Raw genomic sequence first — 15713 nt, forward strand, 5'->3', positions numbered from 1 at the left:
CCGATTATTTCTTATCAGGCAAAGAAGACCAGTTTACGGAAGGTAAAAACAGACGCTATCGATGCGTACCAGTTGTGTGTGCTGTATTACAAAGAGGATTTTGAACCTCATAAAATTAGAGGAATTCAGCTATTAGACCTTCGGAATTTGTCAAGACAACAGGAAATCGTAACGAATATGTATGTGGAAGCCAAACTTCAGTTTCACACCATTTTAGATCAAGTGTTTCCTGAATACCGGAAGGTTTTTGGGGATCTATATTCAAGGGTTTCTTTATTGATGTTAAAGGAATATCCCACTTCAGTGGCGGTATTAACAGCCGGGGAAAGTAAGCTAGCAGAGAGTGTTATAGAGTTCTGTCCTAGCCGATCGGGTCAATGGGCATGGGAAAAAGCAAAAAAAATAATGGACTCCGCATCTCGAAATCCATTCCAAAAAAACGTGTATGAAAGTCACGTAATCAATCTTCGTATGTATATTGAGTTGCTTTTTCATTACCAGGGACACCTCTCTGATTTGGAAGATCGTATAGTGGCCCTGGCAAATGAACTGGAAGAATATAAGATCATCCAATCGATTCCCGGTATAGGAGAAAAAATCGCAGCCACGATTATCTCTGAAATTGGTGAAATCGATCGGTTTAATCATCCGAAAAAACTGGTTGCCTTCGCTGGAGTAGATCCAAGTGTTCACTCTTCCGGTAAGTTTACGGCAACCATTAATCGTATTACTAAAAGAGGTTCGAGCAGATTACGTCATTCTCTGTATCTTGCCGTACTATGCGGCATAAGAAGTTCAAGGAACAAAAAGCTTAAAGCCTTCTATGATAAGAAAAAATCAGAAGGAAAACCGGCCAAAGTGTCAATCGTTGCCTGTATGAATAAGTTGCTTCATTGGATTTACGCTTTATTAAAGAGAAAAGAAACGTTCCTAGATTTAGCCTGATTCCCGGTTTTGTGAAACAGAGAAAAATCCTTCCAAAAGGGTTTTGGAGGGTTATTTGGCATGGCCAAAAATAGTATATCATAATGGAAATGAAATTTTTAGAGAAAGATATTGACATCCTATTAGCTGGTTTAGTTCAACAAGCTATAAGCGATTCTAAGAATAAGCCCATATTTTCGTTATTCCATTAAAGGGCGCGATTGTTAAATAAACACTTAGATTTAAACGACTTTTAACCAGAAAAAAACCTATTAAATCAAGGCTTATAGATGATTTAATAGGTTTTTTAAATTTTCAATTATTTCGACGGGAGGATATCTCATTAACTATTCCTTTAAAAAATCAAGTTTTATACATATCTTAAATGCAATAGAGGGATGTTTAATAGACCACCAACATAAGAGCCCTAAGGAAAAACACATAATACGGCATTAACTCCAAAGGTTTGAGTTATTAGACTATAACCTGATAGAACAATAACCACTATTGCTAAGACAATTCTAACCAAATTCAAGAATATATTTCCCTCTAAAAATTAACCGTTCTGTCCCTTTTAGCACGTTTCTCGAAAATTACATTTAAAACAAAAAGGAGAAGACTAGAAAAATCTTCTCTTTTTTCATTTAGTCCTTTTCTAGATTATTTGTTCTTCTCTCTCCCAGCAGTTTCGCAGCCTTTTTAGCCTTCTCTTGTTCAGGATTTGTATAGAGGGCAGCCGTTGTGATTGAAGTATGACCAAGTTGATTCATCAGCAAATGAATATCTCCTGACTGCTCCATTAAGTTTGTCCCGTACGTATGCCTCAGTTTGTGTGGGGACATCGATTTATTGGACTTAAATGCCTTCGTGTATTTCTTTACTAGAGCCTCGATGGCGCGGTTGGAAAGAGGAGTGGCACCATCATTCACCCTAGTCAAGAATACATAGGCCGTATCATCGTTTGATCCCCTGTATCGTTCCGTGCGCACAGCTAGGTATTCTTTTATGTCCTGCATAGACGGAGGAGAGACTGCCACTACATCCTTTTTTCCACCCTTACGTAAAACGTGTATTTGCTTTTCTTCGAAATCCAAGTCTCGTAGCCGTAAGTTGGATAACTCATTCACCCGGATGCCGCTTCCTAAGAAGAGAGATAAAATCGCAAAATCACGTTCCTTGTCTCTTATAAAATAAATGAGATTCCTGGACTTTTCAGGTAGCTCCTTTTCATAATTATGCTTCACGAATTCAAGAAACCGAGCATCCTCATCATTGTGGAAAATCTTTGTTGATATTCTAGAAACACGCGCCCCTAAAGTCTCTTTCACTTTATTTACTTCAATTTTCAACATTACATTTCGATAGAAGTAAGGTTCGCCATCCTCATTTTCTGTCTGAGTCGTTAAATATTTGAAAAGGGAACGTAGTGCTGAAATTTTCCGATTGACGGATACCTTTTCCGCTTTTTTTGTTTCCTTCTTATTGATGGGGATATTTCTCCGTTCCAAAAATTTAATAAAGGATTGGGCTTCGATCAACTTCAGCTTTTCCAGCACTGACAAGGGGATATCTTTAATATGCTCCTGCTCAGCAATGCCTTCGGCTATCAGCCACTCCAAAAATAATTTATTATCAAGAACGTAATTCAAGAGGGTGGAAGGAGACCGAATATCCAATTTCTGCTCATGGACTTGATGTTGTCTGGTATTGGCCATTGTTTTACTCCTTTTTAACTTTTATTTATGCGTAAAATGAGTATTTTACGCAAAGATAAATTATTTACCATCTCCCACTCCTTAAAAATATTACAAAAAAGGAGACCGACAGTCCCCTTTGCAAGTTAATTATTTTGATTTTGTTCAGCTAATCCAATCATTTAAATTCATTTGCAATGATTCCTGGTTAGTGAATCCATATCCAGCTGTTGAATTATAAGAGTAATCACCATTATTAATCGGCTTAAAAACTACTTATTGATAAGAATCTTCCTTCAGCGATTTTTGCAACAGATGATTTAAAAGTAATGAGTTCAGAGCAAGTGTTTAGAATTTCTCAAATAGCCAAAGCCGGATTCAGTGCTGAATCCGGCTTTGGCTATTTCTACTATTTTTCGAAAATTGCATTTGATAGAAGACGGAACAAGTAATCCGGGTGGTCGCGTGATCCTGCTTCTAAACCAATAAGAGTTACATCTTTATTCTGTTCTTTTACGATTATGGCTTGGCCCTTGGCGGTTATTTTATTTTTCCAGTGACCAGCTACAAAGAAATTATCTGAATCTGCAAGGGTCGCGACGACTTCATCATTATTCGTACCAGTGAATCATGTTGGACGATAGACAAAGCCGATATCATCCTCTCCATATCCTGCTGTTAAACCCGTTCCCTTATAATCAACTTTTACGATACCATTACTGTTGGAATCTCCTACATTAATGATGTCGTCTGTAAGACCAAGTGTCTTAGTTGCTCTAGAAGCACCAGCACCTACAGCTATATACTTGCCACCTTCATTTAAGAAGCTTGTCACATTGTCTTTAAACATATTAAGTTGACCGGGGTTCTGTAATCCAAATTCTTTATTAGCTTCGGATAGGGTGGTAGAAATGAGACTTTCCGTTTCACTATAGACAAAAACATCAAAACCCAATTAATTGAAGGGTTGCATCACTTACGACAAATTGAGTCCCATGAATAGAACCATTAATCATGATTGGAACTTTAAAGTCAGGATTATTGGCAACCCATTCTTGAGCTTTGCCTGGATTCTTAAACATTTGCTTTCTAAGTGCCTTCACTTTTCCGAACTTCCCTTGCGTTGTTGGGTCAGCAATCGTGACAACGTAGAGTGGGTTTCCATCAGCTGATGTTCCACGGACTTCAACTTTCACACGGTTTGAAAGTTTTTCAATCTCTTTTAATTTGGAACCAATTTGTGAGAATTTCACAAAGTCATAGTTTTCGCTATTAAACTTGCTTCCGTCCTGTTCCTCATATGTATTCACATCTGTCCATTGAGGTTTCTCAGCATGTCCAGAACTCCACGGAATTACTGTTAGTAAACTCACAGCCATCAGGCCGGATAATGCTTTTTTCTTTTTCATCCTAAAACCTCCTATACCGTAAAAAGTAAAAAAGCCCAGCCCATTAAAGCGTCCAACCTAATTTGTTTGAAAAAATGTATATCTTATACAAATCTAGTTAACATAGCCTTTTCAGAAACCCAATATATTAGGGTTTCTGAAAAGAATTTTTTTCTAAACTATTAACCTCCTTCATAAGTACAGGCAGCTAGTCGAGTATGTTCATAGAATACAGGAGATCGTCTGATAAAATGTAGCTTTGGAAAAGCAAGTTACTACAACAATCGATAGCATGTATCCCATACATTTGCTGTCTAGAAAGGTGATGTATAGTATGGCGGTTGTTAGTTTTTCACAAAGGCTTACCAGTAATACGAATTTTGTAAGACTTGGTGCTGACAGAGCACAAGCGGCATTTAATGCGGCAAATGGTATAGGCGTGATTCCAGATGCTGTTGCCCGTCACGTTAATCCTCCTACCTGGCCTTCATTAAAAAAATTTGATAATGATAATTTGGGTGTAGCATTTTCCCCTTTGGGGGGCAGTCCTGATCCTCAATATATTTGGGATCTTCCAACAGCTGATGGACAATCAGCTGCTTTTGCTATTGCTTCTAATCCATTAACTATTCCTCGCGTATATAGTGTTTTTTTGAATGCTTTTGCAGATAATGCCATGAAAGCAAAAATTGAACTTTTTGAATTAATTGACGGTAGTTTTGTAAAGGCAGCTCCTCAACCGGCAGGGTTAGATGAGTTTTTATTGATTGCAGGTGATCCTAATAATCCGGCTGTCGGATTAACAATCAATGATCCACCTTTTACCTTCCAGGACAATCGTGTCTATTCTACTATAATTAATGCTCCTGCTGGGACTAAAATTGTTGTGTCATTTGAGGTCGCCAATTATCTGATACAACCTCAATATGCTTCTAATCCATCTAGTTTGAATAATCCAGCGGGTTTACAATTTATAGTCGATATCTACGGTTTCAGCTCATAAAAAAAGATCGTAACAACAATCGTTTTTTATGTTAGTTATCATAAAGACAGTTTTAGGAAGTGCTTTTAAGCTATGCATATTATATACATTTCTAGTTAACATAAATCCCCTTATAAGCACAGGCAGCTAGTCCAGTATGTTCATAGAATATAGGGTCATAAAATGTTCTTTAATAAGGACAACAGGAGTCTGACAAAACGTAGGTTTCACACGTTAACGCAAGCATACATCCTTGCGTTTTGCAGTTTCTACTCCTACTAATTCTATTAAAAGAAAGGCGATGTATAGTATGGCAACTAGTTTTCCTTTCAGCAGGCTTGTCAGTAATACAGCTACGGTATTTCTTGGCGCTGACAGGGCTCAAGCTGCGCTGAATGCCGCAAATTTTACAGGAGATAATCCAGACCCTGTTTCCCGCCGTGTCGATCCTCCTACGTGGCCTTCATTACAAAAATTTGATAATGATGATAGTACACAATCTTTTTCCCCATTTGGGGGCGTTCCCAACCCTGATTATATTTGGGATCTGCCGACATCCGATGGTCAAACGACAGCTTTTGCTGTTTCTACTGGTTCCTTTTTAACTCTTCCAGCAACCACCTCAATATTTACTGTTAGTTTGGTTGCCTTCGCCGATAATGCGATGGAAGCAAAAATTGAACTTTTTGAACGAACCGGTGGTGTAGGAAGCCCTTTTGCTAAGGCTTTCCCTCAGCCGGAAGGATTGGATGAGTTTTTATTAATCGCAGGCAAGCCAAATAATCCTGCTGTCGGATTAACAATCGATAGTCCTCCTTTTACCTTCCAGGACATTCGCATGTATTCTACTCACTTTACTGCTCCAGAAATTGGGGTTTTTAAAATTGTTGTGTCATTTAAGGGCACCAATTATCTGATTCAACCTCAATATGCTTCTACTCCATCTAGTTTGAACAATCCAGCCGGTTTACAATTTATGGTGGATATATACTCTGCGATTTAAGTGAATAAAAAGGCGAATGTTTAAAATTGTTTTTTTATCTTTGTTTGTTATTTTTTTGCTCTGTATATTATATTCATTATTAGATAACATAAGCACCTTATAGGAATCAAGTCAGGCTTTTTTACTTTTAATTAGCTATTGCTAGTCATCTCTTTAACTTTAGCGTAAATAGTGGAACGTGGGACACCCGTCATTTTGGTTATATCATTAACACTTAACCCATTATTTACTTCTTACAGCCGAATTGGATCCTCTTAGAGATGAGGGTTTAACTTTCGGCAAGAGACTGAAAGAAGCTGGCGTGAATGTAGAACTATTGCATTATGATGATTTGGTCCATAGTTTCATCAATATGATCGGGACTGTAGATGAAGCAAAACAAGCACTAGAAGAAATGACAATAAAACTTCGGGAATTGTTGCATAATTGATATTTACACCAACCAAAACAATTTGGTCTCTTGTTAATAATCCTACTGTTGTTGTTAAAGAGATTCAATTCAGTCGATAATCGAATGATAGATAAAGAAGGGGTCCTACCACATCGGCATCAAGCTAAGGTGAATTTGTATCATCATAACGAAAAAAACGCTATTCTTTTTGTAGAAATATACAAGAAGGATGGCGTTTTCTGAGTTTTTCTGTTTCAGACGAATTGAATCTTTTTTCTCAAAAACTTCAAAACTACTTATCTCCGTCTAGCTAAAGAAGTTGGTTTTGTACTACGTACAAGTAAATATCAAGCACAAGAATTAATTGCTTTATGTGTATGACTTAGTCAACAGGTCGCGAGTACACCACTCACACAATTGTGTAGCACAAGACAAAAAACCTCTAGATTTTCTATCTTCATTTAATCACCACTTCATATCTTCAGAGTTCTTAATAATATGATAGATTTCCTATGTTATTCAATATCTGCAGCACACCGGAAACCCAAATTACCTGATGAACTATCAGGGGTATTGGAACTTCTGGCGGCCACACGATATCTGTTACAATATGATTTATGGCATAGATAAGATCCCCCTTTCATCACATGTGCTGTCCCTACTTCAGGACCGGCAGGGTTTTTGCTGATTTTTGCCTGCGTATGTACTTTGGAAAACCAATCGGAACACCATTCCCATACATTTCCGGATACATTGTATAAACCAAACCCATTCGGTGAAAAAGCATCTACAGGAGCGGTTGTAAGATAGCCATCTTCCCTTGTATTTTCTACTGGAAACGTACCTTGCCAAATATTACAATGGTGTTCTCCCTTATAGGTAAGTTTATTTCCCCAAGGATATTTCTTCTTCTCTAGTCCACCGCGAGCAGCATATTCCCATTCTGCTTCTGTAGGCAGCCTTTTTCCCGTCCACTTACAATATGCCATCGCGTCGTTCCATGAAATGTGGACAACCGGGTGATCCATCCTCCCCGCAATGGATGAATCAGGACCTTCAGGATGCTTCCAGTAAGCTCCCTCCAACGCAAACCACCATGGCGTTTCCTTTGGTGAATGAAATACTCGTCTCTTCATCTCCTCAGAAAGCAATAAGTGAAACACAAATGACCACCTATAACGTTCTGCATCTGTAATATACCCAGTATCTTCCACGAAGTCCTGAAACTGTGCATTAGTGACAGCATAACGGTCGATGGCAAAAGGTTGTACGTATACTTTCCGAATCGGTCCTTCCCCATCATCGGGAAAGCTGTCTTGGTCATCCGTCCCCATTAAAAATTCTCCACCAGGTAATTTAATGAGATTTTCATCATGTCGTATTAACTTTGATTGAGTTATCTCATTAGAAAACCCTTCGCATTGTGAGATACTGCTTCTTAATCCATTCTCTCTCTTCGACGTACAACAGTTTTTCCCGGACAATCTGTCTCTCCCCAATCGGTTGATTTATTTTAGTTTTGATTAGTGTAGTCCCATTGGATGAAAGAATGGGTATGCATTCTTTCTTTTTTCTTTTTCCAAGGCAGAAAGTTCAAGCCCCGGAGAAACAGCTGTTAGGATGTTTCCAACAACAGCTGGATCATTTTCACGGCTAGATAAAATTTCTACTAATTTACTTCTCCATTCATCTGTTAATTGAGGATTCTTCAAAGTTAAGTTGATCATTTCATCCGAATCCTCATGAATGTTAAAAAGCAGCTCCGTTCCATCTTCTTCATACCAGATATATTTCCACTTACCATCCGTTATCATTAAAGAGCGTTTTCCAATAGCCCCAAATTCTCCAAGTATGACTTCCCTTACAGATTTAGAGGAATCATTTATAAGTGCCATCAAACTCTTTCCATCAATATCGTTCGGAATTGCTGCTCCACCTAGTTCACAGCATGTTGGAAGAATATCCTGTAAACCTACAACCGAATTATTGACCGTACCGGGAAGCCATTCTGAATCAAGTTCATTAGAGCTATCCCCCCTTCCTACTAACGGAGGAGTGATAATTAACGGAATATTACAAGATCCCTTCAGGAAGTTCGTTTTTTGCCAGAGATGGTGATCACCAAGATTATCTCCATGATCGGATGTGAAAATGAACCATGTATTATCGAGGATGCCCTCTTCACGAAGCGTACCAATGATTCTGTTGATTTGCCTATCTACTTGAGTAACTAATGCAAAGTATGCCCGATATGCCAGGTCAATTTGCTTGTCAGTCATCGTCTCCCCAAAGGATAACCCTAATTCATGAAATACCGAATGCTTTTCAGCCCAATCACCAATAACGGGACGAGGCATTTCATCTCGATCGTACATGTAGAGATCCTTTAATAAAGGAGCTAAAGGTGGATGCGGAGCAGTAAATGACGCCCAAATAAATAATGGACTGGTCCAATCTCGCCGTTTAATTTGTTTACACGTTTCATGACCAATCCACTCAGTCGGATGTAAATGATCCGGCAAATGCCATGGTGTTATAAAATATCCATTTATTGACATCCCGTGCCCGAATGCCATGCCAGGATATCCTTGTTCAGCCAACCATTGCTCATAGTCTCCATAACCTCTTTTTTCTCCATTTGGGGCTCCGAATGGACGTCCTTCTTCCCAAAGGATCATATTGTTAAACCCATAATGGCGCCGTTCTGGATATGTATGCATCTTACCAACCACCAGGGTTTGATAACCAGCATCACCTAATTGTTTTGGAAGAGTTTCTTGTACAGGCAGTTCAACACCTTCCCGATATTCAGTTAGTCCCAAGCTGTTCCCCTCAAGCCCTGTCATGATAGTGGCCCGGGCTGGGATACAGATAGGTGTAGTCGAGTATGCTTGGGTGAAACGCACTCCCTTTTTTGCTAACATGTCAATATGAGGGGTTTGAATTAGGTCATGACCAGCACATCCCAATAAGTCCGCTCTTAAATGATCACATGAAATCATCACAATATTAGGTTGATTATCCTTCATCGCTTTTGCCTCCTATTATATAACTCTTGTTTTCAATGGTTCACAATATCTCTTAATCTTCTGTCCGCTTCCATAAACGTAACTCTTATGCTGAATATATCCTCTCTTATTCTGTTAGCCTATACTTTTAATTAAACCATGGCAATGATTAAGTTAATATCAATATTACCGCCGTTTTCAAGCTCAAAAGACTTGTATGATTACGAAAAAAAGGGACCTACCTTGTCCCTTTTTTCATATCCAATGTCGGAAAGGCCTATTAAAGTAATAGCTAAACTCTTTTCCTTCGCAAGCAATTCTAACGAAGAAAAACAGACCCTTTTAAATTACCACTTCCCTTTCATTTGGGTCAGTTTTAGAGGTTGAATCAGTCCCCATTTCTGGATAGGTTTTCTTCACGATGCTGATTCCAGTGTATCCATAAATTAAATTAATCAATGGGATTAAGAAAGAAAAGAAAATAAATGGAATAAACTCTGTTGGACTAACTCCAAGGATTTTTGCAGCAAATAAAGCATTTACACTCCACGGTACTAGATTAATCCCTACTGTACCGGCAGCCTCTACACAACGTGATAGATTTTTTGTATCTAAACCACGTTGCTTATATGCTCCAACAAAAGCTCGGGCAGGAAGGATGATCGCAAGATATTGAGCCCCACTAGCAAATCCGATGACTAAAGTGGAGAGAATGGTTGAAAATATCAAAGAACCAGTTGTACGTGCTTTGTTAATAAAGGAATTTAGGACTGTTTTAAGTACCCCCGTACCTTCAAGTATTCCCCCAAATGCTGTAGCTAGTATAACGAGTGCAATTAATTCAAACATTGATTTCATTCCACCTTGATTAAGTAAGGAATCAAGCAATTTAAGACCAGATTGACTCGTGTAACCATTTGTCATTGACTGAATCACTTGGCTCAATGAACTACCTTGGAAAGCCATGGCCGTTATTCCTCCAAGAACACTGACAAGTAAAAGAGAAGGAATGGCTGGAAATTTTCTGGTCACTATATAAATCGTTAGTACAGGTAATAAAAGTAAAACAGGAGTAATATTAAACGTTTGATTTAAAGCATCCATGATAGCGCTTACTTTCTCGAGATTGACTGAATTCCCCGAATATTTCATACCGAAGAAGTAGTAAAGAACAAGACAAATCGCAAATGCTGGAATGGAGTCCCATAACATATGTTTTATATGGCTAAAGAGGTCGGTATCAACCATTGCGGGTGTCAGGTTTGTCGTATCCGATAAAGCTGATAACTTATCACCAAAAAGCGCACCAGAAATTATCGTCCCTGCAACGAGAGCAGGTGGAAAACCAATACCCTGCCCAACCGCCATAAATGCTAGTCCAATTGTAGCAATGGCTGTAAAGGAACTTCCTGTTGCAAGACCCAAAATGGCAGTGGTTATGGCAACGGTAGGCAGAAAAATATCTGGGCTTAAAATATCCAAACCGTAGTAGATTAGAGTAGGAATGACCCCACTTAGAATCCATGTGCCAATAATGGAGCCTATGATAAACAACATAAAAATAGCAGTCAAAGCCCTTGAAACGCCGTCACTTAAAAACTTTTCCAAATCGCCCCATTTATACCCAAGATAAAGACCCAGTAAAGCTGTTGTAACAATACCGGTTAATAAGGGTACAAACATCCCTGCGTTCCAACGGAGAATTGAAAAAGCAGCTGAGATAACAATTATTAGCAGGGGTATAATAGCTTGATATAAATTGGGTTGTTTCACATTTGACATTCTATGCACCTCTTTTTAATAAGATGGAATTGCATATATACGAGCCACTATTTATACTCCGAAAGGTTTTAAAACAGTTTTCTCATATAAAGGTGCTATCGTTAAAGTATGATTAATTTCCATTATTATCAAACCAATCGCAAATTAACATGCTTTGATCACACTCTTTATGTTTTCTTCAACATACCAATGTATCCTTAAACATCGGCGAAAACCAAGTGGATAAAACCATCGTCAATAGCAAAACAGCAATATAAATCTTTCATCTCGATCCTGTTTCATCTTTCCACTAACTCTTCCCTTAATTTTTTAACTTATTCTTAGTAATTCCACCAATCCCCCAATGTGTATCAGAGATTTCAGTTACCAATACTCTTACTTGCCCAGGCTTTACACTAAGGTTCTTCACCGCAGCATCAGTTACATCTGCAATCAAACCTTTAATTTGTTCGTTATCTCTGTCTTTTAAAACTTGAATATGAATGATTGGCATAGAAAACCTCAAATCTAGTATTATTTGCAGAAGAAAGATACACTACCTAACCCATCAAATTGGGCAATAATAGAGTCTCCCGCTTCAAACGCGATAGCTTCTGATAAAGCGCCAGTTAGAACAATATCCCCCTTTTTTAATCCTTTACTTCTTTGTCCAAGTTTATTGACTGCCCAAGCAACAGCTGTTGCAGGATGACCCAACACAGCAGCGCCCGCTCCAACTGTCGCAACCTCACCATTCTTAGACATGACCATTCCTACATTAGCTAAATCGAGAAGCTCTGGCTTCATCCACTTGCTTCCGACTACAAAACGTGCAGAAGAACAGTTATCAGCCACCACATCAGGAAGCGTAAACTTGAAATTCAGATACCGGCTATCAATAATTTCAAGAGCTGGCGCTACATACTTAACCTTTTTAAGTACATCCTCAGCCGTTACACTTGTTCCTTGAAGATCCTCTCCCATTAAAAACGCGATTTCCGGTTCTGCTTTTGGATGAATCAATTCTTTACTGCCTATTGGTTCCCATTCGGTTGAGAGCATATCATTTAATAGGTAACCATAAATGGCTTCATTGATTCCCATCATTTCTTGCTTCGCTTTGCTTGTCAGGCCAAGCTTCACGCCTACATGCCTTGCACCTTCTTTTATTTTCCTTTCAATCAGCTGCTGTTGTAAGTCATACGCCTTTTCTATCATTAAGTCCGGGTAACGATCTGTCACTTTTATTACTTCTTTGGCTTCCTTCTCAGCAGAAAGCAAGTAGTCAACAATCTCAATTTCCATACCTTGTGTCAACGTCATTCTTTTATACCCTCGCCTTCGCTTTAGCCAACTCCGTAGCTACATCTAAAATCATATCTTCTTGACCGCCAACGGCTTTTCTTTTTCCAAGTTCCATCAAAATATCACGAGGATCAAGATTGAATCGTTTTCCAGCACGCTCCGCATGTAGTAAGAAACTAGAATACACACCTGCATATCCCATAACAAGACTTCCTTTACGGATTTCTTGAGAACTTGGTAAAATCGGTCCAACCACATCTTCAGCTAAATCCATCATTTTATATAAATCGATCCCTACATTTATCCCCATTTTATCTAGCACGGCAAGCAAGGCTTCCGTTTGAGTATTGCCCGCACCTGCTCCTAAGCAACGTACACTTCCGTCAATTCTTGTCGCCCCTTCTTCGATCGCAGTAAGAGTATTGGCAACCGCTAATGATAAATTGTTATGAGCGTGGAAGCCGACTTCAATATCAAGCGACTCACGAAGCGCTTTGACACGTTCGCGAACACCATGTGGCAAAAGTGCACCGGCGGAATCCGTTATATAAACCCCCTGAGCCCCATAGCTTTCCATCAACTTTGCCTGTTCCACTAGCTTCTCAACCGACGCAGAATGGGCCATCATCAAGAAACCGAACGTTTCCATTCCAAGTTCACGGGCTTGTTGTATATGCTGGGCGGATACATCCGCTTCCGTTACATGCGTCGACACACGCACCAATCCTGCACCAAGCCCCCGCGCTTGCTTCAATTCATGAACGGTTCCAATGCCCGGAATCAAAAGGACGGCGACTGTCGCTTGTTTACATACCTCCGCTGCCGCTTCAATAAGCTCCATCTCATCGACAAGGGATTTACCATACTGTAAGGTTGATCCTCCCAATCCGTCGCCATGACTCACTTCAATATAATGCATGCCTGCATCATCCAGTGCTCTAGCGACATTCCGGACTTGTTCTTTTGTAAACTGATGCCTGACTACATGGCTTCCATCCCTTAAACTGACTTCCGTGATTTTAATAGACTTATCACTATTTCGTCTCATACGCTTCAGTCCTCTCCTTCTCTTTTAGTGCAGTCGAAGACATTACTAGCATGTGACGGGCATAGTCTTCTGCGACTTTTGCTGCAGCAGCCGTCATGATATCCAAATTCCCGGCATAAGGAGGGAAATAATCGCCCGCTCCCGTTACTTCCAGGAAAACCGTGACTTGATTGCCATCAAACAAAGGCTCTTGCTTTAAACGATAACCCGGAACATATTCCTGAACTTTTTGGACCATATTGTAAATGGACTGACGAATAACCGATTCATCCATCTTTTTCACTTCGCAATACACCGTGTCACGCATCAAAATGGGTGGATCGGCAGGGTTTAAAATAATGATGGCCTTACCACGGTCAGCTCCTCCCACTTCCTCAATCCCATTTCTTGTCGTAATCGTAAATTCATCAATATTTGCTCGTGTACCCGGACCGGCACTAAGGCTCGCAATAGTGGCCACGATCTCTCCATATGTCACATCCGCTACCTTATTGATGGCATGGACGATTGGAATCGTCGCCTGCCCTCCGCATGTGATCATATTTACGTTTTCGGCATCAAGGTTTTCACCAAGGTTAACCGCCGGGGAGATAAATGGTCCTCTCGCTGCAGGTGTTAAATCAATCGCTTTTTTTCCTAAATCTTTTAAAATCTTAGCATGTCTTACATGGGCTTTTGCTGATGTGGCATCGAACACAATATCCGCTAAATCCGGGTTGTCAATGAGCGATTGTATCCCATTGCTAAAGGTTTGATAACCTGCTTTTTCCGCTCTTTTTAATCCTTCCGATTCCGGATCGATTCCAATCAACGCCGTTAATTCAATGACTTCACTTCGCTCCAGTTTGTACATTAAATCTGTACCGATATTTCCCGAACCGACAATGGCCGCTTTTATTTTTTTCACGTCTATCCACCATCTTTCTATATAATCATTCAAAATGAACAGATACCGAACCGAGAGTGCCGAATTCGGCTGTGATCGTATCCCCACTCGATACTAGAATCGCTGCAGATAAAGCCCCAGGTAAAATCAATTCTCCGGCTTTCAGCGAAATATTGAATTCGGAAAGCTTATTCGCCAGCCATGCCACAGCATGAGCAGGGTGTCCAAGAGCCGCTGCTCCGGCACCTGTCGCAATCAATTCCTCATTTTTGTAAAGAACCATACTGGCGATACGTAAATCGATTTGATCAATTGTTGATAACCTCTTCCCTACAACCACTTTTGCGGATGAACCATTGTCTGCAATCGTATCGATTAACTTAATCCTCCAATCGACAATGCGGCTGTCTATGATTTCAATCGTAGGAACAACATATTTCGTTGCCATCATTACATCTAAATATGTCAGATTGGGACCTTTTAAATCTTCTCCCAGAATAAAGCCAATCTCCGCTTCAATTTTAGGGGCAACCATCAAATCGATATTGACCATTTCATCAGTTTCCACCTTCATATCGTCAAACAAGTGTCCATAATCCGGTTCGTTGACCCCTAACATGTGTTGCATCGCTTTACTCGTCAGCCCTACTTTTTTTCCAATGATTGATCGTCCTTCCGCCAGCTTTCTTTTCACAACCTCCAGCTGAACGTGATAAGAATCGACAACTGATAATGTATCATGACGATCTGTAATGGGAGAAATCGGCTTAATGGCCCGTTCCGCTTCCAATAGCTCTTCCGCCAGCTTTTCAATTAATGTTTGCATCGACTGAATCACCCCTTCTTTAAAAATGGAACATAACACAAAGAAAAAAAGCTCTGTACATTTTTATTATCATCCTGAAAGGAGCCATCATCGAAACCTGGTAAAGTCGTTTCCCATAATGGTCCCCTTCAGTGGAAAGTAATTGTTGGTATCTATCCAAAACGTAACGTTCTATTTTTTTATTGGCTTTGTTCAAGTTCGATGTTGATAATTTCAGTCACACTAGTATGAGTGGTGTCTGCAGACTCAACCTTGTTTTCATCGTGATAAAAAGACTTTGCTTTTGATAAAGATTGAGTATCATTTATAATTTTTTGCAAAATGGTGATTTTCACATCTAGTTGTTGACTGATCTTTATTACATGCGGATCAGAAATCCCCTTCCTCTTTGCCAATTCGGACATACTCTGACGATATACTTCTATACTCTCCCTTAAAGCTAGTGCATTCCTCAAAATCATTGATCTTATTTCCTCTCTACCAGAAATCAAGGATTG

Annotated in this window: 16 protein-coding genes and 3 pseudogenes; 6 read left to right on the plus strand and 13 right to left on the minus strand. The window is 39.6% G+C overall.

Features of this window, described 5'->3' with window-relative positions:
* A partial coding sequence (locus BW986_RS24175; RefSeq protein ID WP_081395771.1) for an IS110 family RNA-guided transposase occupies nt 1–945 on the plus strand: 945 nt, incomplete at its 5' end.
* Between the two features lie 623 nt (nt 946–1568).
* On the opposite strand, the gene xerS is transcribed toward BW986_RS24175, so the two are convergent.
* The 3 genes from xerS to BW986_RS30940 form a co-directional block, all read right to left on the minus strand.
* Entirely contained in the window at nt 1569–2639 is a 1071-nt protein-coding gene (gene xerS / locus BW986_RS24180) for a tyrosine recombinase XerS (RefSeq protein ID WP_076371608.1), read from the minus strand.
* Nucleotides 2640–3246: 607 nt separating this feature from the next.
* On the minus strand, nt 3247–3573 hold the full coding sequence (locus BW986_RS30935; RefSeq protein ID WP_076371610.1) for a hypothetical protein: 327 nt from the start codon (nt 3571–3573) through the stop codon (nt 3247–3249).
* Nucleotides 3563–4027: a M14 family zinc carboxypeptidase gene (locus BW986_RS30940; RefSeq protein WP_076371612.1), complete on the minus strand. Its 465-nt coding sequence runs from the start codon at nt 4025–4027 to the stop codon at nt 3563–3565. Before BW986_RS30940 ends, BW986_RS30935 begins: the two co-directional genes overlap by 11 nt.
* A 313-nt stretch (nt 4028–4340) precedes the next feature.
* Between BW986_RS30940 and BW986_RS24195 the strand changes: the two genes are divergently transcribed.
* Together BW986_RS24195 and BW986_RS24200 are read left to right on the plus strand one after the other, a co-directional pair.
* Nucleotides 4341–5009: a hypothetical protein gene (locus tag BW986_RS24195; RefSeq protein ID WP_076371614.1), complete on the plus strand. Its 669-nt coding sequence runs from the start codon at nt 4341–4343 to the stop codon at nt 5007–5009.
* A 289-nt stretch (nt 5010–5298) separates the two neighbouring features.
* Entirely contained in the window at nt 5299–5991 is a 693-nt protein-coding gene (locus tag BW986_RS24200) for a hypothetical protein (protein ID WP_076371616.1), read from the plus strand.
* 131 nt (nt 5992–6122) lie between these two features.
* Here the strand turns inward: BW986_RS24200 and BW986_RS31145 are convergent.
* A pseudogene (locus BW986_RS31145) lies at nt 6123–6215 on the minus strand (recombinase family protein); the annotation flags it as partial.
* 20 nt (nt 6216–6235) lie between these two features.
* Here BW986_RS31145 and BW986_RS30945 point away from each other — a divergent pair.
* From BW986_RS30945 to BW986_RS30950, 3 genes and pseudogenes are all read left to right on the plus strand, one after another.
* Nucleotides 6236–6280, plus strand: a pseudogene (locus tag BW986_RS30945) (hypothetical protein); the annotation flags it as partial.
* Between the two features lie 12 nt (nt 6281–6292).
* On the plus strand, nt 6293–6421 hold the full coding sequence (locus BW986_RS24205; RefSeq protein WP_260320973.1) for a hypothetical protein: 129 nt from the start codon (nt 6293–6295) through the stop codon (nt 6419–6421).
* 200 nt (nt 6422–6621) lie between these two features.
* A pseudogene (locus BW986_RS30950) lies at nt 6622–6760 on the plus strand (IS4 family transposase); the annotation flags it as partial.
* Between the two features lie 137 nt (nt 6761–6897).
* On the opposite strand, the gene BW986_RS24215 reads toward BW986_RS30950, so the two are convergent.
* The 9 genes from BW986_RS24215 to BW986_RS24255 form a co-directional block, all read right to left on the minus strand.
* Nucleotides 6898–7866: a formylglycine-generating enzyme family protein gene (locus BW986_RS24215; RefSeq protein ID WP_397223016.1), complete on the minus strand. Its 969-nt coding sequence runs from the start codon at nt 7864–7866 to the stop codon at nt 6898–6900.
* Between the two features lie 39 nt (nt 7867–7905).
* The gene (locus BW986_RS24220; protein WP_076371622.1) at nt 7906–9411 is read right to left on the minus strand and encodes a sulfatase-like hydrolase/transferase; all 1506 of its coding nucleotides are present in this window, start codon (nt 9409–9411) and stop codon (nt 7906–7908) included.
* 321 nt (nt 9412–9732) lie between these two features.
* A complete protein-coding gene (nhaC, locus tag BW986_RS24225; protein WP_076371624.1) occupies nt 9733–11172 on the minus strand; it encodes a Na+/H+ antiporter NhaC in 1440 nt (479 codons plus the stop codon).
* 301 nt (nt 11173–11473) lie between these two features.
* A complete protein-coding gene (locus BW986_RS24230; RefSeq protein WP_076371626.1) occupies nt 11474–11665 on the minus strand; it encodes a tautomerase family protein in 192 nt (63 codons plus the stop codon).
* A 20-nt stretch (nt 11666–11685) separates the two neighbouring features.
* Nucleotides 11686–12474, minus strand: coding sequence for a 2-keto-4-pentenoate hydratase (locus BW986_RS24235; RefSeq protein ID WP_076371628.1), 789 nt, complete (start codon nt 12472–12474; stop codon nt 11686–11688).
* Between the two features lie 4 nt (nt 12475–12478).
* Nucleotides 12479–13504 carry a 4-hydroxy-2-oxovalerate aldolase gene (dmpG, locus tag BW986_RS24240; RefSeq protein ID WP_076371630.1) on the minus strand — a complete coding sequence of 342 codons (1026 nt, stop codon included), beginning with the start codon at nt 13502–13504 and terminating at the stop codon, nt 12479–12481.
* Complete coding sequence (locus BW986_RS24245) at nt 13491–14411, minus strand: acetaldehyde dehydrogenase (acetylating) (RefSeq protein ID WP_076371632.1); 921 nt, start codon at nt 14409–14411, stop codon at nt 13491–13493. Before BW986_RS24245 ends, dmpG begins: the two co-directional genes overlap by 14 nt.
* A gap of 25 nt (nt 14412–14436) precedes the next feature.
* On the minus strand, nt 14437–15216 hold the full coding sequence (locus BW986_RS24250; RefSeq protein WP_076371634.1) for a 2-keto-4-pentenoate hydratase: 780 nt from the start codon (nt 15214–15216) through the stop codon (nt 14437–14439).
* A 179-nt stretch (nt 15217–15395) separates the two neighbouring features.
* Nucleotides 15396–15677, minus strand: coding sequence for an aspartyl-phosphate phosphatase Spo0E family protein (locus BW986_RS24255; protein ID WP_076371636.1), 282 nt, complete (start codon nt 15675–15677; stop codon nt 15396–15398).
* Nucleotides 15678–15713 lie beyond the last annotated feature (36 nt).

The sequence above is a fragment of the Peribacillus simplex genome, assembly GCF_900156045.1.
Lineage (GTDB): Bacteria > Bacillota > Bacilli > Bacillales > DSM-1321 > Peribacillus > Peribacillus simplex_D.

Excerpts from the sequence above, each read along its gene's own strand:
- xerS (WP_076371608.1), bottom strand. The coding sequence starts at position 2,639 with ATGGCCAATACCAGACAACATCAAGTCCATGAGCAGAAATTGGATATT.
- BW986_RS30940 (WP_076371612.1), bottom strand. The coding sequence starts at position 4,027 with ATGAAAAAGAAAAAAGCATTATCCGGCCTGATGGCTGTGAGTTTACTA.
- BW986_RS24195 (WP_076371614.1), top strand. The coding sequence starts at position 4,341 with ATGGCGGTTGTTAGTTTTTCACAAAGGCTTACCAGTAATACGAATTTT.
- BW986_RS24200 (WP_076371616.1), top strand. The coding sequence starts at position 5,299 with ATGGCAACTAGTTTTCCTTTCAGCAGGCTTGTCAGTAATACAGCTACG.
- BW986_RS24220 (WP_076371622.1), bottom strand. The coding sequence starts at position 9,411 with ATGAAGGATAATCAACCTAATATTGTGATGATTTCATGTGATCATTTA.
- nhaC (WP_076371624.1), bottom strand. The coding sequence starts at position 11,172 with ATGTCAAATGTGAAACAACCCAATTTATATCAAGCTATTATACCCCTG.
- BW986_RS24230 (WP_076371626.1), bottom strand. The coding sequence starts at position 11,665 with ATGCCAATCATTCATATTCAAGTTTTAAAAGACAGAGATAACGAACAA.
- BW986_RS24235 (WP_076371628.1), bottom strand. The coding sequence starts at position 12,474 with ATGACGTTGACACAAGGTATGGAAATTGAGATTGTTGACTACTTGCTT.
- dmpG (WP_076371630.1), bottom strand. The coding sequence starts at position 13,504 with ATGAGACGAAATAGTGATAAGTCTATTAAAATCACGGAAGTCAGTTTA.
- BW986_RS24250 (WP_076371634.1), bottom strand. The coding sequence starts at position 15,216 with ATGCAAACATTAATTGAAAAGCTGGCGGAAGAGCTATTGGAAGCGGAA.
- BW986_RS24255 (WP_076371636.1), bottom strand. The coding sequence starts at position 15,677 with ATGATTTTGAGGAATGCACTAGCTTTAAGGGAGAGTATAGAAGTATAT.